The organism is Clostridium budayi (assembly GCF_055396605.1).
In genome coordinates this window covers 1357327-1383217 of sequence record NZ_AP042456.1, presented here as the reverse complement: position 1 = coordinate 1383217, position 25891 = coordinate 1357327, and the positions used below count along the sequence as shown (strand labels likewise).

Below are 25891 nucleotides of genomic sequence, written 5' to 3'. Positions count from 1 at the left end.
GCTAGTGCCTAGCTTTTATTTTTATATCATTCCGCCATCAATTCTAATTACTTGACCAGTCAAATACGAAGATTGATCTGAACATAAGAAAACTACAGCGTTTGCTATTTCCTCCCCTTTTCCAAACCTTCCAAGTGGAATTTCTTCTTCTAGATCGTTTCTATCCTCTTCATTTAAGAAAGCATTCATAGAAGTATCTATAACTCCTGGTGCTATAGCATTTACTCTTATATTTGAAGGTGCCATTTCTTTAGCTAAAGCTTTTGTAAATAAATTAATTCCTCCCTTAGATGAAGAATATAAAACTTCACAAGATGCTCCAACTTCGCCCCACATAGATGATATATTAACTATATTTCCACCTCTACTTAACATGTGACCTAATGCGTGCTTAGTTACATAAAGTGTTCCAAAAAGGTTTATTCCCATTAAGTTTTTAATATCCTCTTCAGTTGAATCCATAAATAATCCAATATTACTTATTCCAGCATTATTTACTACTATATCTAATCTTCCAGTATTCTTTACTGCAAAGTCTACAAGATCTTTAGCTTCATTAAAATTAGATACATTTGCTTTAAACTTAAGTGCAAAACCACCTTTCTCTTTTATTATATTACATGTTTCACTTGCACCTTCTTCATCTTTTGAATAATTTACAATTACTAAAGCTCCATTTTCACTAAGCTTAATTGCAATATCTCTTCCAATCCCTCTAGATGCACCTGTAACTATAGCTGATTTTCCTAATAATTTATCCATACTGTTTTTTACATGCTCCATTCTTTTAATACTCTCATAATGTTTTTATAAAATACTTTCTCTATATCATCATCTCTAAAACCTTCTTTTTTAAGACCATAATATAACTTATCCATTTCACTTGTATCTTTTATTTCAACTTCATTTTCAATTCCATCAAAGTCACTTCCAATTGATAAAACATCTATTCCACCCACATTTTTAATATGCTTTGCATGTTTTGCAATCTTTAAGACTTTAGTAACTTCATCTTCTGCTACAAAATCACTACAGAAATTAAGTCCCATTACTCCACCTTTGTTTGATAATATTTTTATCATATCATCAGTTAAGTTTCTTGGATGATCTTTTATAGCTCTAGCATTTGAATGAGTTGCTATAAATGGTTTTTTACATATTTTTGATAGATCATAAAATCCTCCATCAGAAAGATGTGAACAGTCAGGTATTATTCCTACCCTTTCCATTTCATTAACTATTTCAATTCCTTTTTCCTTTAAACCTTTATCTTTATATTTAAAATTTACATTTGGGTATCCAATGCTATTTTCATAATTCCATGTTAATGTTAGCATTCTTATACCTTTTTCATAAACGTCTAATACTTTGCTTACATCCCCTTTTAAAACTTCCCCTTCTTCAATTGAAAGAAACGCTCCAACTTTGCCATTACTATTACATTGTTTTAATTCATCCGTATTTCTAACTATTTCTATTTTATCTTTATTTTTATCTACTTCTTTAATAAAGTTATTATACATAGAAATAAAAGCATCATATGGATCTTTCTCTTCTTCTAAATCAACAAAAAAAGCAAATGTTTGTGCAAGTGCTCTCCCTTTTTTTAATTTTTCTATATTAACTTTACATCTATCATCATTTAGTGATAAATCTTCTTTTATCATTCTGTATGCAGTATCACAATGTAAATCAATGTACTTCATTTTAATTCCTCCATAAAATTTACTTAATATATCTAAATTATAATATATTAGCTACTTATTAACAAATTTCAAATAAGCTTCTAGTTTCTCAGGTCCTGCAATAAAATTTCTTTTAATACAAAGATTATTTTCTTTTGAAACTTCAACACTCCATTTAACAAGTGATATTAACCCCTTGTTTATTTCTATAGTAGTTATACTATTTGGAAATACACAAGAACCATCATTAAAATATAGCCCTTCTCCTATTTTAGGGAACTTAGCTCTATGAGTATGTCCACAAATTAAAAGTATCTTATGCTCATTTGCCCAATCATTTAATTTTTCATCAATTTTTCCGCCCTTTTTATAGCTATTTGCAGGACTTGTTGGTTCCTTAAATCCAGCAATAGCAGATAAAAATCTCCATACATATCTAACTAAAAATTTACTAATAAAACTTAGTTCATTATTCATTAAATCTAATTGATGTCCATGAGTTACTATACCTTTCTTCTCATATGGGTTAAAATTTAATACTAACCCCTCATGAAATTTCAAATTATTTATTAGTGTTAAAAATGAATCTCCAAATTCCTTACCAAACTTTCTAAAATTCCTCTCTTGGTTTACTCTAAAATCTTTTCTCTTTTTTATATTATCGTGATTTCCATATATCATGTACAACCTTTCATCATTATTAAATCTATTATAGATATTAAATATGTCTTTATAATTATAAGCAATATCACGGCAATTTTTATTTTTCCAAAGTTCATCTCCATCTCCAACTTCAATTAAAGTAAATTCTTCTCTATAATAAAAATTTAATGCTGCTTTATAAATATTTTTATTACCTATTAGTGAATCTCCAAATCCCCCATCACCTCTATGAACATCACTTATAAAGACTATCTTTGAATCTGAATCAATATCTACAACATCACTGTTTTTTAATATCCTATATAACTTTTTCTTTCCCATATCCCCTTACACCTAAAATATTGTTTCTTTTATAATATATTCTTATATAAATTAGGTGCTAAATAATTTTCATTAGTACTTTTTTATAAAAAAGAAGGCAAATTTTATAATCTGCCTTCTTAAAATCTAATTATCTATACATCTTATGTTTTGAACTTAATTTTCTAACTCTATTTATTAACTCTTCTGAGCCTTCTTCTCTGCTTTCTATAACATCATTAATTATAGATGCAATTTCTTTCATATCTTCTTCATCATATCCTTTAGTTGTAACTGCTGCAGTTCCAATTCTAACTCCTGATGTTACAAATGGACTCTTAGTTTCATTTGGTACAGTATTTTTATTTAAAGTAATTCCTATTGAATCTAAAAGATGTTCTGCTTCTTTTCCTGTTATATTTTTATTAGTTAAATCAACTAATATTAAATGGTTATCAGTTCCTCCAGATACAAGTTTAAATCCATGTTTTACAAGTTCATCACCTAACACCTTACAGTTATTTATAACCATTTTTATATAATCTTTAAAACTTGGATCTAAAGCTTCTTTAAAGCATACAGCCTTAGCTGCAATAATATGCATAAGTGGTCCACCTTGCATACCTGGGAATATATTTTTATCTAATGCCTTAGCATACTTCTCTTTGCAAAGTATAAGTCCGCCTCTTGGTCCTCTTAAAGTCTTATGAGTAGTTGTTGTTACAAAATCTGCATATTCAACAGGTGACATATGGTATCCTGCTGCAACAAGTCCTGCAATATGAGCCATATCTACCATGAAGTAAGCCCCAACTTCATCACATATTTCTCTAAACTTTTTAAAATCTATTTCTCTAGAATATGCACTTGCTCCTGCAACAATAAGTTTTGGTTTGCATTCTAATGCTATTTTTCTAACTTCATCATAATCAATTACTTCAGTCTCTTTTGATACTCCATAATATACAAAGTTAAATAATTTACCTGAAAAATTAACAGGTGATCCATGAGTTAAATGTCCCCCATGGCTTAAATCCATTCCAAGAACAGTATCTCCTGGTTCTAATATTGTAAAATATACTGCCATATTAGCTTGAGACCCTGAGTGTGGTTGAACATTTGCATGTTCAGCACCAAATAATCTCTTTGCTCTTTCTCTTGCTATATCTTCTATTTCATCTACTACATAGCAACCGCCATAATATCTCTTTCCTGGATATCCTTCTGCATATTTATTTGTTAAATATGATCCCATAGCTTCCATTACAGCTTCACTTGCAAAATTCTCTGATGCAATAAGTTCAATTCCATTTTCTTGTCTTTCAAGTTCTTTCTCTATAAGAGAATATACTTCGTTGTCATTTTTTGATATTTGATCAAAATTCATTTTATCACCCCAAAATTTATTTATTATTTAAGATTATAATTATTTATACATATTTTTTCAATCTTTTTAAAATAATTTTCCTATTATTCTTATTATATTCATATTGTTTTCTACATTTAAAAAATATAAATCTCATATCTTTATTATATAGCAATTTTTTTATGATATAATACAATTACAATTTAATATGAGGGGTTGATGGCTTTTGGACATAAATAAATTACTACATTTATCTACTTATGCTGGTAAAATAATGCTCCAAAGTGGTGCAGAAATATATAGGGTAGAAGAAACTATTTGCAAAATATGCGAATCTTATGATATAGATGAAGCAAGTAGCTTTGTAACACCGACGGGCATTATGGTTTCTATTTGCTATAACAATCAAACTTACTCCTTTATAAAAAGGGTTACCGTAGGAGGAGTAGACTTACATAAGATTGAGCGAATAAATGACTTATCTAGGAGAATAGCCGCTATTAAACCATCTTTCGATTTAATAGAAGATGAACTTAGAGAAATAAATAATACACCAAGATATTCTTATTCATTTACGTTATTTGCGTCAGCGCTTGCAGCTGGCTGTTTTTGTTACCTTTTTGGAGGTAATATTTATGATTCTATTGCTGCTTTTTTAATTGGAATATTAATAAAAATTTTAGCAATTGAGTTCGAGAAAATGTCATTAAACGAATTTTTTATTAACACAATTTGTGCAGGAGCTGCGGCCACATCTGCAATTTTGTGTTTGAATTTAGGTTTTGTGACTAATATAGATAACACTATAATAGGTTCTATTATGCTTTTAGTACCTGGTCTTGCTATTACAAATGCTATTAGAGATATGATAGCTGGAGATTATTTAGCTGGAATTATAAAAACTAGCGAAGCATTTTTAGTTGCAATTGCTATTGCAGTTGGTACTGGTGGCGTTATTAGCTTCTGGCTTAACGTTTTAGGAGGTGTTTAAATGATAATTTTAGAAACTCTCCTTTCATTTATAGCAACATTTGGATTTGGTGTAATTTTTAATATACATGGAAAAAATCTTTTATTTGCTTCAATCGGTGGTGCTATCAGTTGGTTTGTATATGCACTTTCATTGAAATTTGCTCTATCTGTACCAGCATCTATGTTTATTGCCGCTGTTGCTTTTAGTATATATTCTGAAATACTTGCAAGAAAATTAAAAACACCAGTTACAACACTTGTTATAACTGCTTTAATCCCTCTTGTGCCTGGTTCTGGAATGTACTATACGATGTATCAAGTAGTAACTGGTGATGTTGATAAAGCACTAGAACTTGGTTTAAACACTCTAGCAAGTGCAGGCTCTTTAGCACTTGGAGTAATTTTTGTTTCAACAATAACTAGAAGATATTATAGCGTAAAACTTAAACTTAAAAATAAGAAAAAGCTTGAAAATTAATCAAGCTTTTTTTATTTATTTTAAAATATTATTTAGTCCATTTAACTTTTTATTTAATTCTTCTATATCAACAACTTCTTCAAACTCACTTGAAGGGAATTTAATATCTTTTTTAGTCTCAATATATTTATTTAAAGCACTACTACCTCTTGAAAACTCGCATAATTCAACACTTAAAAGACATTCCATAAAGTATAAATCCCTAAAATCACTGTATTCTTTTAATACATCTTTAATAACAGTACTTTCTTCACTATAAAGTCCCCTTTGATGAAGCGCTTTAATCTTATTTAGTAATAATCTTTTATATATATTTTCATCACTATTTTCGTCTCTCTTAGTTAGAGCTTTATCATAGCTCTTAATAGCTTCTTTATAATTTCCTATCTTTCCATATTCATTTCCTAATTTAAAATAGTAATTAAGATTTTTAAAACTATCACCTAAATTAATTAAGGTGTCTATCTTCTCTTTAGTACTTTCTAAAATAGCAAATGAGTACTTATCATTTTCATAGCTATATATTTCTATATCAGTAAATCCTATAGACTTTCCACCATAATTTTTATAAATACTTTCATATATACCATCACAAATATTTTCATTAAACCTTATATTAGAATCTTTTTTAAATAATCTTAATGAGTTATAAGACATTCTTCTTTTTCCTTCTATAATTGAAATTTTTCTAATATAAAGCCCCTTAAAATCATCAGCTTCATTTAAAATTTTAATAATATTTTCTTTTCCATCATCTGATAAAATCTCTTCATTATTTAAAATTAATATCCATTTAGAATTAGACTTATCAATTAATATATTTTTATAATTACAGTTTTCCTTATAATCATATATATTCGTATTATTAAAACTTCTTACTGCTTCTAAATTATCTTTCAATCCAATATTTAAAACATTTATTTCATCTGCTATATCTTTAATACTATCTAACAATTCTAGTATATTATCGCTATCATTTTTAGCCATTATACAAACGCTTAATAAAGTCTTTTTCATTATATATTCCTCCTATATTTTTCTTCTAAAATATATATGAAAAAAACTTATGTAATATTACAAAATATTTTAAACAAGATGCTCTCAGCTTCAAATCAATCTGTATTTATCTATATCTTACTTTTTTCCATTTTCTAACCTTTGTTCTAAATGATTTAAATGGTGCAACAGTATTAACATGAATCCATCTCCATATTGGCCAATTTGATGGAGTTGATGATGACCATTTCCTTCCTCCTCTATGAAATAGTTCTTCATCTGTATAATTGTTTATTAATTTTATAATTTCTTCTTCCTTCTTTATAAATTCAGCACATAATTCTTTAAGCGTAAATTTGCTATATTCTTCGTAAAAACTATTATATAAACCACCAAGATTATTCCATTTATACTCTGGAGTTGGAGTTATGACAATCTTCCCTTCCTGTTCTTCTCTTTCCCAGCTAAGTAATAAATTCATCCATCCTAATTGATATGCAATCATTTGATTTGGAGTTCTATCCACTTCATCTAGTAATATATCTTTATCCTTTTCATCAATATCATCAAATTCTTGTATAAATAATTTAGCACGATTTGAAATTTCTAAAATTAATTCCTGTTTATTCTGATATCCTATCATTTTTTCACCACTTTCTAATTCTCATTCATCAATATAACTAAATCTTAACTGCAATTATTCTTTATATTATTATTGTACATAATATATGGATTATAATTCCAGCAAAAATATAAATATAACATCATTTAATGATGCATGAATTAAATTAGCTATTTTTTATTTAAATTGGGTTATATGAATAAAAATAAAGAGTGCCAATCATTTTGACACTCTAAAATATCTTTTAAACTTCTTCTATTTTATTTTTATGATGGTTATATATATAGAATGGAATTCCTATTAACATAAGTATGAATCCCCACATTACTGTTTCAGCTCCAGAACCATATATAGTCCATATTGAATAAATAAATGCTAATAGTGGAACTATAGCTCTTTTTATAAATATTTTAAACGTAAATTCTTTTTCACCCTTAAACATTAACATTATTTCAGCAGCTGATGTTAAAAGGTATATTGGTAAGAATGATAAAGTAGCTAATATGGTAATAAAAGTAAATGCCGAAACCATGCTCTTTTGGAAGTTCATGATTAAAAGAATATTTACTAAAACTGATCCCATTATTAAAGCATTTGCTGGAGTTTCATATTTTGGATGAAGTTTTCCAAAGAATTTAGGGAATACCCCATCTTCTCCGGCTGCAAAAGCCACACGAGCAGTTGATAAAAGCCATCCGATTGTTGTTCCAAGTATACATACAACTACAGCTATAGTTATTGGCTTACCAATTGCTGTTCCTAAGAACTTTGTTAATATATCAGTAAGTGGTGCTTGACTATTTGCAAGTTCTGCATTTGACATTGCTCCCATACTAGCAACACTTATTAAGATATATACTATAGCAGCAATTATCATTCCATATATTGTACTCTTCTTTACATTCTTTTCTGGATTTTTTATTTCTCCAGCAGTAACTGTTGCACTTTCAAGACCAACAAAAGCCCAAAGTGTTGATGTAGCTGCAAGTGAAACTGTTCCTAATCCTTTTCCTTCTGGTATTAAAGGTAATATGTTTGCTGAATCAAAATTAATAAATGCTACTATAATAAATATTGCAAAAAATGCAATTTTAAATACTGTAGCTATAGTTTGAAGCTTTCCTGCTTTTTTTACACCTATTATATTTATAATTGTAAATATCCATAATATTGCACTAGTATATATTATTGAAGCTAATGGATCTCTTAAAAATGGAATAACAGCTGCACTATAACTTGAAAGTGCTACTATTATAGCTGCATTTCCAATCCAAGAACCATTCCAATAAAGCCATGCACTTAAAAATCCCGTAAATTCACCAAATGCTATCTTTGTATATTGATATGCTCCTCCAGTTGTAGGATATTTTGAACCAAGGTTTGCAAAAGACATTGCAATAAGTATTGATCCTGCTGTTGTTAATACCCAAGCTATAATCGTTGCAAGTGGTCCTGATAATTGTGCTAATGTTGCAGGAAGCATAAATACTCCTGAACCTATCATGTTACCACATACAAGCATAGTGGCCATAAACAAGCTAATTTCTTTTTTTAAGTTTCTTTCTTCCATGTTCCCCTCCTAAGTAAATTCGGGCAAAAAAATAAGCCCTAAAGCTATAAACTTTGAGCTTGCATAAATTTATTACAAACACAAAGATAGCTCACCACATAAGTATTGTGGCAGTTTTGCATATGTTATATACAAACCCAACATATACTCTTAAAGCATTAAGTATATATTTCGGCAATAATACCTTTTTTATTAAATCATCGTGCTTACCTCATTAATAATACTCTTTATTATTGCGACCTCTATCTTATATCAATTAATAATATTTTAATTTTTTATTAACTCAGTCAATTGTATAAAAAATATTTATACTTGTCAATTATTTTTTAAATTTGTCTTATTATGTAAGATTCTGCCTATTAACTTCTTTATTCAAAAAAACTTTATATTCTTTTAAACTTAGTGTATTAAGTGTTAATAACAAGTTCACTAGTTCAGCTTATAATTTAAAAATCGTTTCAAAAAAAATCATTATAGAGGTGGAATTTATGAAAATTTCTCATTTATTAATTGGGAAACCATTAATGACAAAAGAACTTAAAAATCAAAAATATAATGCATTGTGGGGACTTCCTATATTATCAAGCGATGCTATATCTTCTGTTGCTTATGCAGGAGCTGCAATACTTGGTGTTTTAATACCCTACGCAGGACTTGCATCATATAAGTACATGTTATTAGTTACAATAGCTATATTGCTTTTAATGTTCTTTTTAATATGTTCTTATAAACAAGTTATAGATTGCTATCCAACTGGAGGTGGTGCTTATATAGTTGCCAAAGATAACTTTGGAACAAAAGCTAGCTTACTTGCAGCATCAGCTTTAATAGTAGATTATATACTAACTGTTGCAGTTAGTAGTACTGCAAGTTGTGATGCTATAACATCAGCATTTCCAGTTCTTTCTAAATATAAGATTATTATTACAATATTACTTATATTATTTTTAACTATTGGAAACTTACGTGGAATTAGAGAGTCTTCAAAGCTATTTGGTATTCCTACTTATCTTTTCGCATTTTCTATTATCTTTATGATAGTAGTTGGTATTATAAAAGTTAAAGTTTTAGGATATACTCCAAAGCCAATATATGAACTACCAAGTTTCTCTAAATCCATAACCGCTTTACTATTTTTAAAAGCTTTTGCTTCAGGTTGTACAGCATTAACTGGAATTGAAGCTGTTAGTAATGCAGTTCCAGCTTTTAAAGAACCATCACAAAAGAATGCCAAACATGTTTTATATTTCTTAGGATTATTAGTATTTTTAATACTTGGCGGACTATCATATTTATCAACGCTTTATTATACAATTCCTAATGAATCTCAAACTTTAATATCTCAAATGGCAACTGAAATTTTTGGAAATAATATTTTTTATTATATAATTCAGTTTACAACAGCAATAATATTGCTTATGGCTGCAAATACTGCATTTTCTGGACTTCCTCTTCTTTGGTCAATAATATCAAAGGATGGATTTGCACCAAGACAATTAGGTAATGTAGGAAGGAGACTTAGTTACTCAAATGGTATTATTTTATTATCAACAATTTCAATATTGTTAGTTATTATATTTAAAGGAGATTTAGAGCTATTATTACCACTTTACGCTATAGGTGTATTTATATCTTTTACAGTTTCTCAAAGTGGTATGTTAGTTAAATGGCATAGATTAAGACCAAAAGGATGGAGGCATAAAGCATTTGTAAATGGTGTTGGACTTGTAGTAAGTGCATTTACTTTAATAGTAATTACAGTTTCAAAATTTACTCATGGTGCTTGGATTATATGTATTATAATTCCTATACTAGTCTTTAGTATGCTTAGAGTTAAAAAATATTACGACTATGCATATAACCAATTAAAAATTAATTCTTGTGAAAATATAACTGAATATGCAAAAGTTCCTCATAAAAATCATACAGTGTTACTTATAGATTCTCTTAATAAGAGTTTTGTAAAGTGTTATAACTACGCTAAAACTCTTCAAAGCGATATAACTATAGTTCACGTATCAACTGATCCTAATAATGACATTAAGCTTTCAAAAAGTTTAAAAGACTTTGGAATTTATGAGGAAATAACATTCTTGCCAGCTCCTTATAGAGAAATTCGTACAACATTTTGTAAGTTTCTTCAAAAGATGAGTAGTGAAACTTGGAAGGATGATAAAATAACAGTTGTTTTCCCACAACTTATTTCTAGTCATATTCATGATAATTTTCTTCATAATCAACTTACTTTAATTATGAGGACTTCACTACTTACAAAAAAGCACATTGCAATTGTAACTATACCTTATATCATTAAATAATAAAAAAGGTCAATTTTTACTAAACGTAAAAGTTGACCTTTTTATAATATAATTTTACTTAATATTTCCCTTAAACTTTATCTATGTAATACTTACTTATATAAATATCCCTTATACAATTTAACATTATAAAAGTTATGCTTAAGTAAAATTTATTAACTAAACTTCTTTTGCCTTTAATATCTTTTTAACATTTGAATATCCAACAAAACTTAAAACTATCATTGGTATAACAAAAGGTATATACATTAAGAATAAAACTCCTGCAACTGAATATAATATTCCACCTGTCAGTGCAAATCCAGCTTTATTATTTAAAGCTCCTATTAAATTAAATATAGCTGCAAGTACTACGCAAATCATATGTGGTGTAACAAGTGCTGTTGCTATAGCTCCTCCAACTGCCTCTGCGTCAGATGAAGCGCTAGACATAGCTCCGCCAAAATTAACTATTAAAAATATTGAATATAATACCCCAAGTATAGCTGATATAATTAATACTTTACTTCTTTTCTTCATATTAAATTCCTCCTAAAAACAATTCATATTTGCTATGGTTTTATTATAGGTTTTATTTAATAGAAATTGGTATGCTTAGAGCATACAAATTAAATTCTTGACATATCATTTAATACTCCAAAAATTATAAATATTAAAATACTATATAATATATATCCAAGTAAATTTATTATTCTATTATTACTTTTTATAAATGGTAACTTTTCTTTTACACCTAAAAAATTAGAGTATAAAAAAATAAGTAATAAAATTAAAGTTACCATAGATGCATTCTCTAATATTTCATTTTTAACACCCTCTGTTTCTCTTTCTATAAAAAATGTTAATATTAAAAATACGTATGTTAAAGTAGCTAAAGCAGCCTTCCATTTCTTCCCCGTTCTAAAGCCTGGAATAACTTTATAAAAGTTTTTAATCCTTATTTTTTCTTTCTCTTTTTCATTTTCAATTTTCTTATCTTTTATTATTATCTTATTTGCTTTTTCTTTTAAATTAGAAATTTTCTTATTTATATCTAAATCTTTTTTATTTTTTAAAGACTTTGAAAATTTCTTTTCATATTTAATATCATTTCTATATGATATCTTATTTATCAAATCATTATTTGAACCGTTTTTTATTTTCAAAAGATCTTCTTTTAAATCTATTACCTTTTGATACCTATCATTTGGTGAGAACTCTATACATTTTTTAATAATAGTTTCTAATTTACCTTTATTTAATTTATTTTTTGGATACTCCCCTGTTGTTAATACATTTATAAGGATTCCTGTAGAATATATATCACTTCTTTCGTCAGTTTGTATAAATCCAAATTGCTCTGGTGGTGCATATTCTTCAGTTCCTTGTATTACTGTATCTTCACTTTTATTTTCTTTATATTCACGCGATACATCAAAATCAATTAATTTTAAAATATTATCATTACTTATAATTATATTAGAAGGTTTTATATCTCTATGTATTACTTTTGGATTTAGGTTATGTAGCTTGTCTAATGTATCGCATAAAGTTAATATATAATCTATTACTACATCTTCCTTTATAATGCCTTCTCTATCTAAAATTTCTTTAAGTGTATCTCCATTAATATATTCTTCTATAATAGTCAAAGTATTATCGTCTTGAAATATTTCATATATTTTGGGTATATTATTTAGATTATTTTCTTTTAATACCTCATATATTCTAAGATTATAATTAGTTAAAACTTTCTTTATATATATTTTGCTATCTACTTTATTTCTAACTAAGTATATTTTACTCTTTTTATTTTCATTTAATTTAGTTAATTCTTCATAGCAAGAAAGTTTAAATTCCATAATTAAACTATCCATGATATTTTCCCCTTATTTATATTGATTTTCTACATAGGGAATTATATCATATAATTTGTCCCCTAAACAATTTAACAAAACTATTAAGGAGTGAATACTTACGTGAATGAAAAGACTACTTCTGAATTATTAGATATACTTAAAGAAACAAAAAACATTAAGGAATTTGAAGAATATTTAAACTCAATAGATACTATTAAATATACAGATTTTTCGAAATACATTTTAGAAAAGTGTGCTGAAAAAGGAATAAAAAAAAGTAAATTAATAGCTGATGCTGATATTAATAGAACTTATGGATATCAAATTTTAAATGGCGATAAAAATCCAAGTAGAGATAAAATAATAAAACTTTGTATTAGTGCTAAATTAAATTTAGAAGAAACAGAAAAAGCCCTAGCCCTTGCAAAAGTAGGTAAACTTTATGCAAAGAATCTTAGAGATAGTGCTATAATCTTTGCTATTAATAAAGGTTTAAATGTTTTAGATACAAATGAATTTTTATATAATTTAGATGAAAATTTTATTTTAGAAGAATAAAAAATATAACTAAAGTAGGCATAGCTTTACTGCTACGCCTACAAGATAAAAAACACATTTAACTCTTTTTTACACTTTTAATTTCTTTATGCGTTTTTATAACTATTCATTTTTAACATAACTAAAAGTTTTACAAACTGTAATTTATATAAGAATATTTAATGGACACTACCATATAAATTTAATATTACACATCCAGCTACTACTAATATAATACCTAGAACCCCCATTCCAGTAATTCCTTGTTTAAAAATAAATACAGAGATTAAAGTTGATACAACTATTCCTATACCACACCATGTGGCATATGCTATACTAAGATTTAAATTTAGCAATGCTCTTGATAGACAAAAGAAACAAACTATATATAATAAAATGCAAGAAATTGTAGGATAAAATTTTGTAAATCCTTCTGAATAATTCAAAACCATAGTTGCTACTAATTCTAATATAATAGCAGCAGCTAAAAATAAGTAAGCCATACTTTATACCTTCTTTCTATATAAATTTTTAATTAATCTACCTTAATCAATCCATATTTTATCATGAAGATATGTTAAAGTCACTTTATTCTTTCCTTTAAGAATGAAATCGTCTCTTATTTATTGCAATAGAAAAGGACACCTTTTAAGTGTCCTAATCTATAGATATATCTCTTTTTTTGGCAATTTAGTATTCCCTTTTTTTATATACTAAAACTACGCCGTCTTAGTTTCTATATCTTCATCCTTATTTAATTTTTCTTCACCGCTATCTATTATTTCTTCTTCTTTTAATATTTTATTTAATATAAGTGCAACTATTGTACCAGTTGAGATTCCTGATGAAAATATCATCTTTAATCCTTCTGGTAATTGACCTATGAATTCTGGTCTAAATGTTACTCCAAGTCCTAATCCAATTGAAGTTGCAATTATTAATAAATTTCTATTGTTTATCTTAACTGTACTTAATGTTTTAATACCTGCAGCTGCAATAGTTCCAAACATTACAATTCCAACACCACCTAAAACTGGTTGAGGTATTATATTTATAAGAGCTGCAAATTTAGGGAAAAATCCAAGTCCAATAAGTAATACACCTGCCATTATAGCAACTGATCTACTTGCATTTTTAGTTAATGGTATTAATCCTACATTTTGACTAAAAGTTGTATTTGGAAAAGCTCCAAGTACTCCAGCAATCATACTGCCAGCACCATCTGCTAATACTCCTCTTCCAACTATCTTATCATTTACTTCTACCTTTGAAACTTCACAAATTGATGCTAAACATCCAACAGTTTCAATTGTAGTAACAAAATAAGCTGGTATAAATGTTAAAACATATTTAATATCAAATTCTACTCCATATTTAAATATGTTAGGGAATGCAAATAATGCTGATTCTCTAACTAATGTAAAGTCAACCATTCCAAGTGGAATACATAATATATAACCTATTGCCATACCTATTAATACAGATGCACTACTTACCATACCTTTTCCGTATCTATTTAAAAGAAGTGTTATTATAAGTACTATCATTGCTATTGAAACATTTTTTAAACTTCCATAGTCTGCACTACCAGTTCCACCAGCTGCCCAATCCATTGATACTGGAAGTAAAGTAAGGCCTATTAGACATACAACTGTACCTGTAACTAGTGGTGGAAATAATTTCATTAGTGGCTTTATAAAATAACTTAATACAACTTCTGAAATTGATCCAAGTATTGTAGCTCCAATTATTCCTGGAAGTCCTGCTACCCCTCCAACTGCAATTGCAGGTGCAACGAAAGTAAAATCTGTACCCATAATACATGGTACTCTAGCCCCAAATGGACCTATTCCTTTTGATTGTATTACTGTTGCTATTCCTGATGTTAATATTGATGCACTAAGTACTGCCGTTGAAGTCATCCCATCAAATCCAAGTGCACTTGATATTACAAGTGGTACTGCTATAATTCCACCAAATGCTGCAAATATGTTCTGAAACCCTAGTAATATTTGCACACCTATGCTTGGTTTATCATTAATACCATACATAAGTTCTGAGTTTAAATTGTTTTGTTTGTTTTTTCCCATCCTTAACCATTCCCTCTAGACATATTTATCATCTGCTCTAGCTATGTATATTTAGGAATAAAATAAAAAACACCTCAAATAAAATTTGAGGTGAGATATTTTAACAATAGAAAATACTAGTTATTAAAATTTCGTTCCCTCGTAGTCTGCTAATTTACGGCTAGCAGGTAGAAACTTCCGGACCCTATTTCCGATTATATACGAGCAGTTTTTATGATATATTGAGATTATATCATAAATTCAACGTATTGCAACTAATATCTTTTATTTTTACATCTCATCATCTGTTATTCTTCCGTCAGATGTGCTTATTGGTATAGCATCTCCTAAAAAAGTTGGCTCAGGTTTTATTATATTGGTATACATAAAATCCTTTATCTTTGCTAAATTTTCTCTCTTTTTATAACTATCAATATATATATAATTTCTTTTGTCTGCATTAACACCATAAGCTTCTATTCCCATTTTTTCTGCAATATATAAAGCTCTTGGAAGATGATATTCATTAGTTACTATTATCGCCTTTTTTACTTCAAATATTTCTTTAGCTCTATACATAGTTTCATAAGTAGAAAAACCTGCATGATCTAAAAATATATTTTCTTCTTTTACATTTCCATGATCCATAATATAATCTTTCATTGCCCCGACTTCGTTGTATCCAATTTTACCATGATCTCCACTTAATAAAAATTTACTACTTCCACTATTTTTATATACTTCTAATGCAGTTTCTAACCTATCAACTAATATGTCGCTTGCCATTCCATTATCGTCTACCCCTGCACCAAGTACAATTATTGCGTCAGCATCTTTTGGTAAGTTTTTATCATTAACTATTTTACCCATACTTTCTTTATTTATTACACTTATTGAATATATAGAAGCCCCACATATAATTATTGAAAAAATAATTACTAATCCTAAAACCCTAATTGTCCACTTTTTTATTTTATTATTCATATTAATCTATAAATCCCTTTCTATAAGACTTAATTATTATATTTAATAAGGCATTATTTTCTTTTTATTCATTTGTTTTTTTTATTTATTGAATGTATAATTTTTTTATATACTTTTTTTAAAGGAGGACTTATGCCTAGTTTAATATTAGAAGGAGGCACCTTTAGACCAATATTTACTGCTGGTATATTAGATGCGCTCTTAGATAATGATATAATTTTTCCATATTGTATTGGAGTTTCTGCTGGTATTTGTAACGCCTTTTCTTATATTTCTAAACAACGTGGTAGAAATTTAGAAATTATGGAAAATTACAGAAATGATAAGCGTTATATTGGATTTAGAAACTTTTTAAAATGCAAAAGTCTTTTTGGTTTAGATTTCGTTTTTGATGAAATACCAAATAAACTTAATCCATTTGATATGGATACCCTTTCAAAATATGATGGTAAACTGCTAGTTGGTGTTACAAATGCTGAGACTGGTAAAACAGAATATTTAGATGGTAAAAAAATAGATGAAAAATCTACTATGCTTAGAGCAACTTGTGCTATACCACTATTTTTCCCTACAATAAAAGTTAACGATAAGTATTATTATGATGGTGGACTTTGTGATCCTATTCCAATAAAAAAAGCTATTGCTGATGGAAATGATAAGCATTTAATTATACTTACTCGCCCTCAAAGTTACAGAAAAAAATTAGGGAAAGGTAACATTTTAGCATCAAAACTCCTTTGCAGAAAATATTCTAACTTAAAAAATGCATTTTTAACAAGACATAATCACTACAATAAAACAGTTCGTTTTTGTGAAGAACTTGAAAAGTCTGGTAATGCAATTATTTTAAGACCATCTGAAAGTCAAGCAATTGATAGTTTTGAGAAAGATGTAAATAAGCTAAAAGAAGCTTATAATAATGGCTATAAACTAGCAATTGAAAGACTTGATGATATAAAAAAATTATTTGAAGAATGTATATAATGCAATTTTCAAATAATTTATTTAGTCTTAATAAGAAGAAATATTAATTTATTTCTTCTTATTTTTTCTCATAAAGTAATTAAATATAGTTGCACCTAATACTAAACCAGCACCACCTAATGCTATGTTCTTTTTATTTATTTTGCTATTTTTAACTTCTACTTTTTCTAAATGGCTATCTCCTAATCTGTTGTAGTCATCATATAATCTCTTTAATGTATTAAATTTTTCTTTAGAAAAGTTTTTCATAAGTTTTACTGTAAATTTATCTATATATTGTCCTAAGCTTTCATTAGGTCTTCTTGCAATTATTTCACCATTATCAGGTTCAAATATATCATTTTCGAAAGCTTCTTTTTCAAGTCTACTTAAAATAGCTTCATTATCGTTCCATAATAATGAATTTATTAATTTTTCTCTAAGCTCTATTGTTTCTCTATTCATACAAATTCCTCCATAGTTATTTATCTTATATTTTAGCTTGTACATTATTTGTATCCATTATACTATTAAAATTCCTTTTTAAAATGTAAAATTAACTAAATTTTGTTTACAAAATTATTAAATAGAAATAATATATTAAATTTTTCAATTAAAACTCTACTTATGTCTAATAAATTAGTATAAACTCACACAATATGATATTATAAAGACACTATGCTTAAATAGAAAGGTTAGATTAAATGAATTTTAAAGAACTTATTAAAAATGATGACATAATAAAAGTATTAAATAAAATAGGAGTTAAAAATCCAACTCCAATTCAACAAGAAAGTATTCCTTTCATATTAAATGGAAAGGATGTTATTGCAGAAGCTCAAACAGGTACTGGAAAAACACTTGCCTTCTTACTTCCACTATTTTTAAATCTAAAAGAAAATGATAAGAATGTACAAGGACTTATTATCTCTCCAACAAGAGAACTTGCAATACAGATAACAGAAGAAGCTAATAAATTAAAAGAAGGTAAAGATATAAATATTTTATCTATTTATGGTGGCCAAGATATTAGTAAACAACTAAAGAAACTTAAAGGTGGAGTACAACTTGTTATTGCTACCCCTGGTAGATTATTAGACCATTTAAAAAAAGGAACTATTAATCTTTCAAAACTTAAAACTTTAGTTTTAGATGAAGCAGATCAAATGCTATTTATGGGATTTAGAAATGAAATTGACTCTATTATGAAAGAAACTCCTAAAAAACATCAAGTTTTATGTTTTTCTGCAACTATAGATGCTAAAGTTAAAAAATTAGCTTATAGATATATGAATGATCCAGTATCTATATCTATAGAAAAAGAACAAGTAACACTTGAAAATATAAAACAAGAAGTGGTTGAAACAATAGATAGATGGAAGTTTGATTCACTATGTAAGGTATTAGATGAGGATAATCCTTTTATGGCGATTATTTTTTGTAGAACCAAAAGAAGAGTTGATAAACTAGAAGAAGAGTTATATCAAAAAGGCTATAACTGCAAAAAGATTCATAGTGATATACCACAACCAAAGCGTGAAAGAATAATGAAATCTTTTAGAAATGCAGATATTCAATATTTAATAGCTACAGACGTTGCAGCTCGTGGATTAGATGTAACTGGAGTTACTCATGTTTATAATTATGATATACCGGAAAATGTTGAAGGATATATACATCGTATAGGAAGAACTGGAAGAGCTAAAGAATCTGGTTACACTTGCCTGTTTATAGATCCTAAAAACTTAAATATGTTAAAACAAATAGAAGAAACTATAGAATATAAAATTCCTAAAAGAGAATTATAAAATAATATAAAAAGAGGTTACATAAGTTAAGATTTTAATCTTATATTTATGTAGCCTATTTTTAAATATTATAATTCTTGTTGATTCATAAATGATTCTAAGTCTTGGTAATTACTCTTAGCAAAGTCTAAGAATGTATCTTCATCTATTTCTTTAAATTCTCTACTATTAACTACAACTAAATCTCTCATTACAAGGTTAACATCAATTTTAGAAACGACTTTAACAATATTAGCTGCTGTTAGAACATTTAATATTCCCTCACAGTCTTTTTTATTGTTTATTATCGCATTGTTTGATTTTGGTAATGTTTCTTTATAATCTAACGTAACGCATTTATAGAATTCCCCATACTCATCGTATAACTCTAATGCCATGTTATTTGTATCTAAATATCTTTCCATAACACAAGTTAAGTTTAAACCATCCCATTGGATTTTCTTACTAAATGTTCTTATGTTCACCATAATCATATCTCCTTTCCTTACAACAATTTATTATATAATTCTTATAATAATTGCTAAAATTGTCCTTACTGTTTCTTTATTATACACTAAAAGCCAAAGTTTGAAAAATACTTTCTCTTCTTATAATTGATAAAAATAAAAAATTTTATAAAAACAATTTAATTTTTTTATTAAATTTATTAAAAATAGCTTTATATGTATTAATATGATAAGTCTTCCTTCTTTTAACCAATTACATGTATTAAAAATTTTTTTCTGCTAATAATATGTTAGAGATTAATTTTAAGGAGAGATTTGTATGTCAAGCACAACAGGTGTTGTAAAATGGTTTAATGAAGAAAAAGGATATGGATTTATATCATGTGATAATGGTAATGATGTCTTTGTTCATCATTCACAAGTTAAAGAACAAGGAAATGATAAAGATTTACACGAAGGAGAAAATGTTACCTTTGATATTGAAGAAGGTAAAAAAGGTCCTATGGCTGTAAACGTTCAAAAGGTGTAATAATTAAATTACATAAAGAAAAGAAGTGATATATTATATCACTTCTTTTCTTTTACTTTTCAGCACATAATTTAACTATATTAATTATTGTTTCTACAGCTTTTTCCATTGATTCTATTGCTATATATTCATATCTTCCATGGAAGTTTTCTCCGCCTGTAAACATATTTGGAGTTAAAAGTCCCATAAATGATAATCTAGCACCATCTGTTCCTCCTCTTATTGGAACTATATTAGGTGTAATATCTGACATTTCCATAGCCTTTTTAGCAATATCAACTATATACATATGTGGCTCTATCATTTCTTTCATATTTCTATATTGATCTTTAATTTCAACATTTACTGTATCTTTTCCATAAATACTATTTAACTTTTCTTTAGCATTTATAAATTCTTCTTTTCTTCTATCGAACTCTTTACTATCAAAGTCTCTAATAATAAATGACATTTCTGTATTTTCTACAGTTCCATTTATACTCATAAGATGAGAGAAACCTTCATATCCTTCAGTCTTTTCTGGAACTTCATTTAGAGGAAGCATATTTAAGAATTCATGTGCTACTAATGTTGAATTAATCATTTTATTTTTAGCACTACCTGGGTGAACATTCTTACCTTTTATTACAACTTTAGCACCTGCTGCATTAAAGTTTTCATATTCAAGTTCTCCTAATGCTCCACCATCTACAGTGTAAGCAAAATCTGCATCAAATCCTTTAACGTTAAAGTGGTCTGCACCTTCACCTATTTCTTCATCTGGAGTAAATCCTACCTTTATATCTCCATGTTTAATTTCTGGATGATTTATTAAATATTCCATTGCAGTTATTATTTCTGAAACTCCTGCCTTATCATCAGCACCTAAAAGTGTTGTTCCATCAGTTGTTATTAATGTTTTACCAACATAGTTTTTAAGTTCTGGAAGTTCTTTTGGATCTAATTTAATATTTAATTCTTTATTTAATGTAACGATTCCACCATCATAGTTTTCTACAATTTGAGGTTTTACATTACGGCCACTCATATCTGGTGCTGTATCCATATGAGATATAAATCCTACTGTTGGAACCTTTTTATCAATATTTCCTTTTACTGTTCCATACACATATCCAAATTCATCAATTCTAACATCTTGAAGACCTATAGCTTTTAATTCCTCTGCTAAAATCTTTCCAAGTTCTAATTGTCCTTTTGTACTTGGAGTTGTTCTTGTTTCTTCATCTGATTTAGTATCAACCTTTACGTATTCTAAAAATCTTTCATGAACTTTCTTCATGCTATCACTCCTTTATAACTACCATCATATGGTTACATTATACAACAATTAATATAATAATAACTATACAGTTATTGGTTACTATTTTGTTAACAAATAAACTATAAATTTATTAATTTACTTTTTTGATATATATTTGTTTCCTTTTATATAAAATCTCCATGGAAAATCTTTCGCTTCTTCTGCATAATCTATTCCTATTCTTGTAGTTTCAATTATCTCAAAGTCTTCATCTTCCCCATTTGTTATGTATATATCTCCTTTTTCGTATAACTTTTTATAATTAAATTCTCTATCTATACTTAAGGCTTTACAAAGCTTTCCTGGTCCATTTGTAAGTGATAGTTTTTGTGCTTTTGTAAGACTTTCATAATCTTTATTAAATCTTATATTTGAAAGGTAATCAAATTCATTTAGTGGTTCTAATGCTCTTATAAGTACCCCTTCCCCTTCATCTTTAGCTCCTGAAATTACATTCATACAATTATACATTCCATATATAAGATAAACGTAAGCTATCCCACCTTCATGAAATAAAGGCTCAGTTCTCTTAGTTCTTCTTCCGTTATATGCATGAGAGGCTTTATCTATTTTTCCTATATAGCTTTCTGTTTCTACTATTTTGCATTTTATTATTTTGCCATCTACTTCTCTAACTAATATTTTACCAAGTAAATCTTTTGCTAAATCTAGGGCACCTTCTTTAAAATAACCCTTATCTAAACACATATTCATGATACCTCCTATATCTGAACATTAATTACAAACAGTTATATATCTTTTAAAATTATTTTTAGTAACATATCCTCTATCTATTATTTTAAATCCTTGATTCTCTATTATTTTTTCCATATTCTCTGAACTAATAATAACTGCTTCTTTAGATATATCTCTAGATTTTTTTATTATATTTATTTGTTTTTCTCTTGTTGTTTTAGTAAATAATCCATAAGGAAGATCAATTATAGATACATCATACTTACTATCTATATTATTCATATCTCCCTTTACTATCTTTATATCATAGTTTAATGCTTTAAGATTTTCTTTAGCATTACGTGCAATTTGTGGGTTTATTTCATATCCTTCTATATCTATTCCCATAGAAAGACCTTCAATTACAACAGTTCCTACACCGCAGCAAGGATCTATTACTTTCTTATTAATATTCCTACCAACTGCAATATTTACTAAAGCTCTAGCAACCCTAATACTTAATGCATTTGAATATGAATGTGGCTTTTTATCATGGTTATGCCAAATACAATCATTTTTTCTATAAATGCCAAATACCCATTTACCTTCAATTTTTATAACTCCAAGTACTATTTTTGCATTATGTATATCTACATTTCCTTTAACAGATAAACCAATTTCCTTCATTGCAGAAAGTCTCTCACTATAACTTGCTTCATTTTTCTTAAGCCTTATAAAATTAACTTTAAACTCAGGAAACTCTAAGGAATTTTTTCTTATACAATCTATTAGTTCTTCTAAAGAATCTTTTTTATAAATAATTTCTACACACTCTTTAATGAATGGACTTCTTGATGGATTTATAATACATTCTGAAAATAAATATTTACTTTTTATATTTACATTAAATATTCTTCTCATTTCAAGCTTACATAATTCCTCTTCACCTTCTGGATAATTAAGTATATAAAGGCACTCTTTTTTATTTTCTTTATTCATATGTTATTCTCCTAAATTTAAATTAACTTTCTCTTAGCTTTTGAACTTCTTCTAGAGTAAGATATCTAAATTTCCCAGTATCTAAATCATCTAAATTTATATTCATTATTCTAATTCTTTTAAGCTTTATAACTTTAAAACCAAAAGCTCCACTCATTTTTCTTATTTGCCTATTTAATCCTTGAGTTAATACTATATTAAATGTATCATCACTTAATCTTTTAACTTTACAAGGTCTAGTTTTTTCTTTATATCCTATATCAACTCCATTTGACATCTTATCTATAAAATCATCATCAAAAGGCTTATCTAATTTAACAACATATTCTTTTTCATGCTCATTTTCTGATTCTAAAATTTTATTTGCAAGATCTCCATCATTAGTCATAATTATAAGACCTTCTGACTCTTTATCTAATCTACCAACAGGAAATATATAATCTTTATAATTCATAAAGTCTATTATATTGTCTTTAACTTCATTAGATGCAGTGCATGTTATTCCAGTTGGCTTATTAAGAGCAATATAAATTTTCTCTTTAAGTTTTATTCTTTCATTATCGAGTAATATTATATCTTCTTCTTCAACCCATTGCCCTTTAATGCAAGGCTCTCCATTTACTATTACTCTATTTTCTTCAATTAATTTATTTGCAGCCTTTCTAGAACAAATTCCATAATTACTAAAAAGTTTATTTATTCTCATTATTAAAGTCCTTCCATTTTGTTATTAAGCTTTAATCCAAATTATATTCACACATCTCTTCAAATATTTTCTCAACCTCATCAATATCATTAATATCTATATCTACGCTTACAACATCTTCTCTTTTAGTAAAATATTCTTTCCCATATACTCTTACAGAGCATCCTAATAAGCCTTCTTCATATATTTCAACATCAATTGCTTCATTATATAGATAAATATTTCCATCTGAACATATAAGTCCATTTTCATATAAAGTGTTTCTATAATCTTTGTAATTAAATTTATAAATTCTAATATCTAATATTGCACATATAAGTATAACAAGGATAAAAAATACTTCAATAAAATCAATCCTAGATCCATCTATTAAGTTTAAAATAATACTTAAACTCCTTGCTATTCCATAAATCAATAAGCTATATGACATTGACTGTAAGTATATTTTAAATATTTTTCTTTCTTTTTTCTTATATATAACTTTTCCAAGCTTATTCTTAGTATATGTTAATTGATATTCCATATAATTTTTGTCATTATTTTTTATGCCTATAATCATAAGTGCAGTTATACACATTACTGCATTAAAAAGCACCTGATTATTTAATATATTTTTCCCCATAAAAAGATAGGTAGATACACTTGTTACAGCTATATATAACACAATATATAGTAAAGCTTTATTAATTTTATATTCTCTTTCCTTTTTTCTAAATTCTTTTTTATCCATACCCAAAATCCCCTTTACCATTTTTAATTCATATACTTATCAAGTTCACTTTGAACCTGATATAATTTCTTTTTAAGCATATTCATCTCAATATTTATACTATTTAAATCAATTTCTTCCCTTTCCTTATTACGTTCCACATACCTTCTAACGTTAAGATTTCCCGAATTTTTTAATATCTCATCCCTATTTATTAATTTTGAAAATCCTTTCTCTTCTTTAAATTCATTAAATGTAACTGATATTTCTTCTATAGTTTTTTCCTCTAATACTTTTAATCTTTTTAATGTTTTTCCTTTATCAGTTGCATCAATAAATAATATATCGTCCCTATCTCTACCCTTTTTTATAACTAATAAATTAATAGCAAGTGCAGTTCCATACATCATATTACTTGGAAGTGCAATAACTGAGTGAATTAAATTTTCTTCTATAAGTCTTATTCTAATATTGCCATCTATACCTGTTCTAAATAAAGTTCCCAAAGTTTCTATTATAACTGCTATTCCTTTTTCATTAAGGCTTTCTACAATATGTGTTATAAATGCATAATCTCCCCTTAACTTTGAAGGAATTCCTCTATAAAATCTATTAAAGTCATCATTTTGAATTATTTTATTCTGTCCCCATTCCCTGAGTGAAAATGGATGATTATTAACTATACAATCAAAAGTTCTTAGTTTATTTTTTGATACATGTAGAGGATTCTTTATTACATCTCCTTCAAATATATTTTTAGCGTATCTACCTTTCCCCTCAATTATTAAAAGCATCTTACATATTTTCACTGAATTTGTATCAATATCTTGTCCATATATTTTTACATCATTATGTCCTTTGCATACTTCTGTTATCATCATTCCTGTTCCTATAGTTGGATCATAAATTGTTTTAAAGTTAGTTTCTTTTAAAATCTCTTTAATTAAAATATTTAAATTATCTGTAGTATTTATATTTAATCTAATATCACTATATAGGAATTTAATACATGCTCTAAACTCTTCATCTTTTGGTATATCTTCATTAAACTTTTCCATATCTTCTAAAGTTTTTGCCATTATATCATCATCAAAATCTCTCATTCTAAATAAATCATTAATAACTTCTTGTACTTCTTTACTTCCTTCTAAAAAATCCTCGAGCTTGTCTAAAAAGTTATGTCTATAAGATTTTAATATTTCTTTTTTTGCATTATTTTTAATTAGCTTTAGAAATACAATCTCCAAAGCAACTTTTCTAGCAACATCTATGTTAAAGTACTCTCTAAATATATCAATTAACCCACGCATATAGCTATTAACATACTTTTCTATATTGACCATTTATCTATCCTACCT

Annotated in this window: 27 protein-coding genes and 2 riboswitches; of the genes, 7 read left to right on the top strand and 20 right to left on the bottom strand. The window is 27.1% G+C overall.

Translation table 11 applies throughout. The features are described 5' to 3' along the window. Positions 1 to 21: 21 nt before the first annotated feature. From ymfI to ACZ5TJ_RS06470, 4 genes are all read right to left on the bottom strand, one after another. Positions 22 to 762, bottom strand: a complete 741-nt coding sequence (ymfI, locus tag ACZ5TJ_RS06485) for an elongation factor P 5-aminopentanone reductase (RefSeq protein ID WP_464202105.1) — start codon at positions 760 to 762, stop codon at positions 22 to 24. 8 nt (positions 763 to 770) lie between these two features. Next, on the bottom strand, positions 771 to 1706 hold the full coding sequence (locus ACZ5TJ_RS06480; protein ID WP_464202104.1) for a dipeptidase: 936 nt from the start codon (positions 1704 to 1706) through the stop codon (positions 771 to 773). 51 nt (positions 1707 to 1757) lie between these two features. Then, a complete protein-coding gene (locus tag ACZ5TJ_RS06475; RefSeq protein WP_464202103.1) occupies positions 1758 to 2669 on the bottom strand; it encodes a metallophosphoesterase in 912 nt (303 codons plus the stop codon). Between the two features lie 130 nt (positions 2670 to 2799). Then, on the bottom strand, positions 2800 to 4035 hold the full coding sequence (locus tag ACZ5TJ_RS06470; protein ID WP_464202102.1) for a serine hydroxymethyltransferase: 1236 nt from the start codon (positions 4033 to 4035) through the stop codon (positions 2800 to 2802). Positions 4036 to 4240: 205 nt separating this feature from the next. On the opposite strand from ACZ5TJ_RS06470, the gene ACZ5TJ_RS06465 reads away from it, so the two are divergent. Further along, positions 4241 to 5005, top strand: coding sequence for a threonine/serine exporter family protein (locus tag ACZ5TJ_RS06465; RefSeq protein WP_464202101.1), 765 nt, complete (start codon positions 4241 to 4243; stop codon positions 5003 to 5005). Between the two features lie 3 nt (positions 5006 to 5008). Continuing rightward, positions 5009 to 5464 carry a threonine/serine exporter family protein gene (locus ACZ5TJ_RS06460; protein WP_039317026.1) on the top strand — a complete coding sequence of 152 codons (456 nt, stop codon included), beginning with the start codon at positions 5009 to 5011 and terminating at the stop codon, positions 5462 to 5464. 15 nt (positions 5465 to 5479) lie between these two features. On the opposite strand, the gene ACZ5TJ_RS06455 is transcribed toward ACZ5TJ_RS06460, so the two are convergent. The 3 genes from ACZ5TJ_RS06455 to ACZ5TJ_RS06445 form a co-directional block, all read right to left on the bottom strand. After that, entirely contained in the window at positions 5480 to 6481 is a 1002-nt protein-coding gene (locus ACZ5TJ_RS06455) for a hypothetical protein (protein WP_464202100.1), read from the bottom strand. A 106-nt stretch (positions 6482 to 6587) separates the two neighbouring features. Beyond that, positions 6588 to 7103, bottom strand: coding sequence for a ClbS/DfsB family four-helix bundle protein (locus tag ACZ5TJ_RS06450; RefSeq protein WP_464202098.1), 516 nt, complete (start codon positions 7101 to 7103; stop codon positions 6588 to 6590). Between the two features lie 223 nt (positions 7104 to 7326). Beyond that, positions 7327 to 8652, bottom strand: a complete 1326-nt coding sequence (locus tag ACZ5TJ_RS06445) for an APC family permease (RefSeq protein ID WP_464202097.1) — start codon at positions 8650 to 8652, stop codon at positions 7327 to 7329. A 79-nt stretch (positions 8653 to 8731) separates the two neighbouring features. Next, a riboswitch (Lysine riboswitch) is annotated at positions 8732 to 8905 on the bottom strand. Between the two features lie 235 nt (positions 8906 to 9140). On the opposite strand from ACZ5TJ_RS06445, the gene ACZ5TJ_RS06440 reads away from it, so the two are divergent. Beyond that, on the top strand, positions 9141 to 10970 hold the full coding sequence (locus ACZ5TJ_RS06440) for an APC family permease (RefSeq protein ID WP_464202095.1): 1830 nt from the start codon (positions 9141 to 9143) through the stop codon (positions 10968 to 10970). A gap of 159 nt (positions 10971 to 11129) precedes the next feature. On the opposite strand, the gene ACZ5TJ_RS06435 is transcribed toward ACZ5TJ_RS06440, so the two are convergent. Further along, positions 11130 to 11489 carry a hypothetical protein gene (locus tag ACZ5TJ_RS06435; protein WP_464202093.1) on the bottom strand — a complete coding sequence of 120 codons (360 nt, stop codon included), beginning with the start codon at positions 11487 to 11489 and terminating at the stop codon, positions 11130 to 11132. 89 nt (positions 11490 to 11578) lie between these two features. After that, entirely contained in the window at positions 11579 to 12826 is a 1248-nt protein-coding gene (locus ACZ5TJ_RS06430) for a serine/threonine-protein kinase (RefSeq protein WP_464202091.1), read from the bottom strand. A gap of 102 nt (positions 12827 to 12928) precedes the next feature. On the opposite strand from ACZ5TJ_RS06430, the gene ACZ5TJ_RS06425 reads away from it, so the two are divergent. Beyond that, positions 12929 to 13366 (top strand): hypothetical protein, encoded by a 438-nt coding sequence (locus tag ACZ5TJ_RS06425; RefSeq protein ID WP_464202089.1) that lies wholly within the window; start codon positions 12929 to 12931, stop codon positions 13364 to 13366. Positions 13367 to 13524: 158 nt separating this feature from the next. On the opposite strand, the gene ACZ5TJ_RS06420 is transcribed toward ACZ5TJ_RS06425, so the two are convergent. The 3 genes from ACZ5TJ_RS06420 to ACZ5TJ_RS06410 all read right to left on the bottom strand — a co-directional run bounded on the left by ACZ5TJ_RS06420 (position 13525) and on the right by ACZ5TJ_RS06410 (position 16398). Beyond that, on the bottom strand, positions 13525 to 13848 hold the full coding sequence (locus tag ACZ5TJ_RS06420) for a DMT family transporter (protein WP_464202088.1): 324 nt from the start codon (positions 13846 to 13848) through the stop codon (positions 13525 to 13527). 216 nt (positions 13849 to 14064) lie between these two features. After that, complete coding sequence (locus tag ACZ5TJ_RS06415; protein ID WP_464202086.1) at positions 14065 to 15435, bottom strand: uracil-xanthine permease family protein; 1371 nt, start codon at positions 15433 to 15435, stop codon at positions 14065 to 14067. 122 nt (positions 15436 to 15557) lie between these two features. Then, positions 15558 to 15659, bottom strand: a riboswitch (purine riboswitch). Positions 15660 to 15705: 46 nt separating this feature from the next. Next, positions 15706 to 16398 (bottom strand): SanA/YdcF family protein, encoded by a 693-nt coding sequence (locus tag ACZ5TJ_RS06410; RefSeq protein ID WP_464202084.1) that lies wholly within the window; start codon positions 16396 to 16398, stop codon positions 15706 to 15708. A 132-nt stretch (positions 16399 to 16530) separates the two neighbouring features. Here ACZ5TJ_RS06410 and ACZ5TJ_RS06405 point away from each other — a divergent pair, with 132 nt between their 5' ends. After that, on the top strand, positions 16531 to 17382 hold the full coding sequence (locus ACZ5TJ_RS06405) for a patatin-like phospholipase family protein (RefSeq protein WP_464202083.1): 852 nt from the start codon (positions 16531 to 16533) through the stop codon (positions 17380 to 17382). 48 nt (positions 17383 to 17430) lie between these two features. Here the strand turns inward: ACZ5TJ_RS06405 and ACZ5TJ_RS06400 are convergent, their stop codons facing one another. Beyond that, a complete protein-coding gene (locus ACZ5TJ_RS06400) occupies positions 17431 to 17826 on the bottom strand; it encodes a hypothetical protein (RefSeq protein ID WP_464202081.1) in 396 nt (131 codons plus the stop codon). Between the two features lie 239 nt (positions 17827 to 18065). Between ACZ5TJ_RS06400 and ACZ5TJ_RS06395 the strand changes: the two genes are divergently transcribed. Beyond that, positions 18066 to 19169: a DEAD/DEAH box helicase gene (locus ACZ5TJ_RS06395; RefSeq protein WP_464202079.1), complete on the top strand. Its 1104-nt coding sequence runs from the start codon at positions 18066 to 18068 to the stop codon at positions 19167 to 19169. A 68-nt stretch (positions 19170 to 19237) separates the two neighbouring features. Here ACZ5TJ_RS06395 and ACZ5TJ_RS06390 read toward each other — a convergent pair whose 3' ends face one another. After that, a complete protein-coding gene (locus ACZ5TJ_RS06390; protein ID WP_045725554.1) occupies positions 19238 to 19636 on the bottom strand; it encodes a hypothetical protein in 399 nt (132 codons plus the stop codon). 298 nt (positions 19637 to 19934) lie between these two features. Here ACZ5TJ_RS06390 and ACZ5TJ_RS06385 point away from each other — a divergent pair, with 298 nt between their 5' ends. Further along, complete coding sequence (locus tag ACZ5TJ_RS06385) at positions 19935 to 20144, top strand: cold-shock protein (protein WP_464202077.1); 210 nt, start codon at positions 19935 to 19937, stop codon at positions 20142 to 20144. A gap of 52 nt (positions 20145 to 20196) precedes the next feature. On the opposite strand, the gene pepT is transcribed toward ACZ5TJ_RS06385, so the two are convergent. The 6 genes from pepT to ACZ5TJ_RS06355 all read right to left on the bottom strand — a co-directional run bounded on the left by pepT (position 20197) and on the right by ACZ5TJ_RS06355 (position 25876). Further along, positions 20197 to 21423, bottom strand: a complete 1227-nt coding sequence (gene pepT, locus ACZ5TJ_RS06380; protein ID WP_464202075.1) for a peptidase T — start codon at positions 21421 to 21423, stop codon at positions 20197 to 20199. 117 nt (positions 21424 to 21540) lie between these two features. After that, positions 21541 to 22152 carry a DNA-3-methyladenine glycosylase gene (locus ACZ5TJ_RS06375; protein WP_464202073.1) on the bottom strand — a complete coding sequence of 204 codons (612 nt, stop codon included), beginning with the start codon at positions 22150 to 22152 and terminating at the stop codon, positions 21541 to 21543. Positions 22153 to 22179: 27 nt separating this feature from the next. Next, positions 22180 to 23118: a TRM11 family SAM-dependent methyltransferase gene (locus ACZ5TJ_RS06370; RefSeq protein ID WP_464202071.1), complete on the bottom strand. Its 939-nt coding sequence runs from the start codon at positions 23116 to 23118 to the stop codon at positions 22180 to 22182. A gap of 22 nt (positions 23119 to 23140) precedes the next feature. Further along, the gene (locus tag ACZ5TJ_RS06365; RefSeq protein ID WP_464202070.1) at positions 23141 to 23824 is read right to left on the bottom strand and encodes a pseudouridine synthase; all 684 of its coding nucleotides are present in this window, start codon (positions 23822 to 23824) and stop codon (positions 23141 to 23143) included. Between the two features lie 31 nt (positions 23825 to 23855). Then, positions 23856 to 24554, bottom strand: a complete 699-nt coding sequence (locus ACZ5TJ_RS06360) for a hypothetical protein (RefSeq protein ID WP_464202068.1) — start codon at positions 24552 to 24554, stop codon at positions 23856 to 23858. A 23-nt stretch (positions 24555 to 24577) separates the two neighbouring features. Continuing rightward, positions 24578 to 25876 (bottom strand): N-6 DNA methylase, encoded by a 1299-nt coding sequence (locus tag ACZ5TJ_RS06355; protein ID WP_464202066.1) that lies wholly within the window; start codon positions 25874 to 25876, stop codon positions 24578 to 24580. Positions 25877 to 25891: the final 15 nt, after the last annotated feature.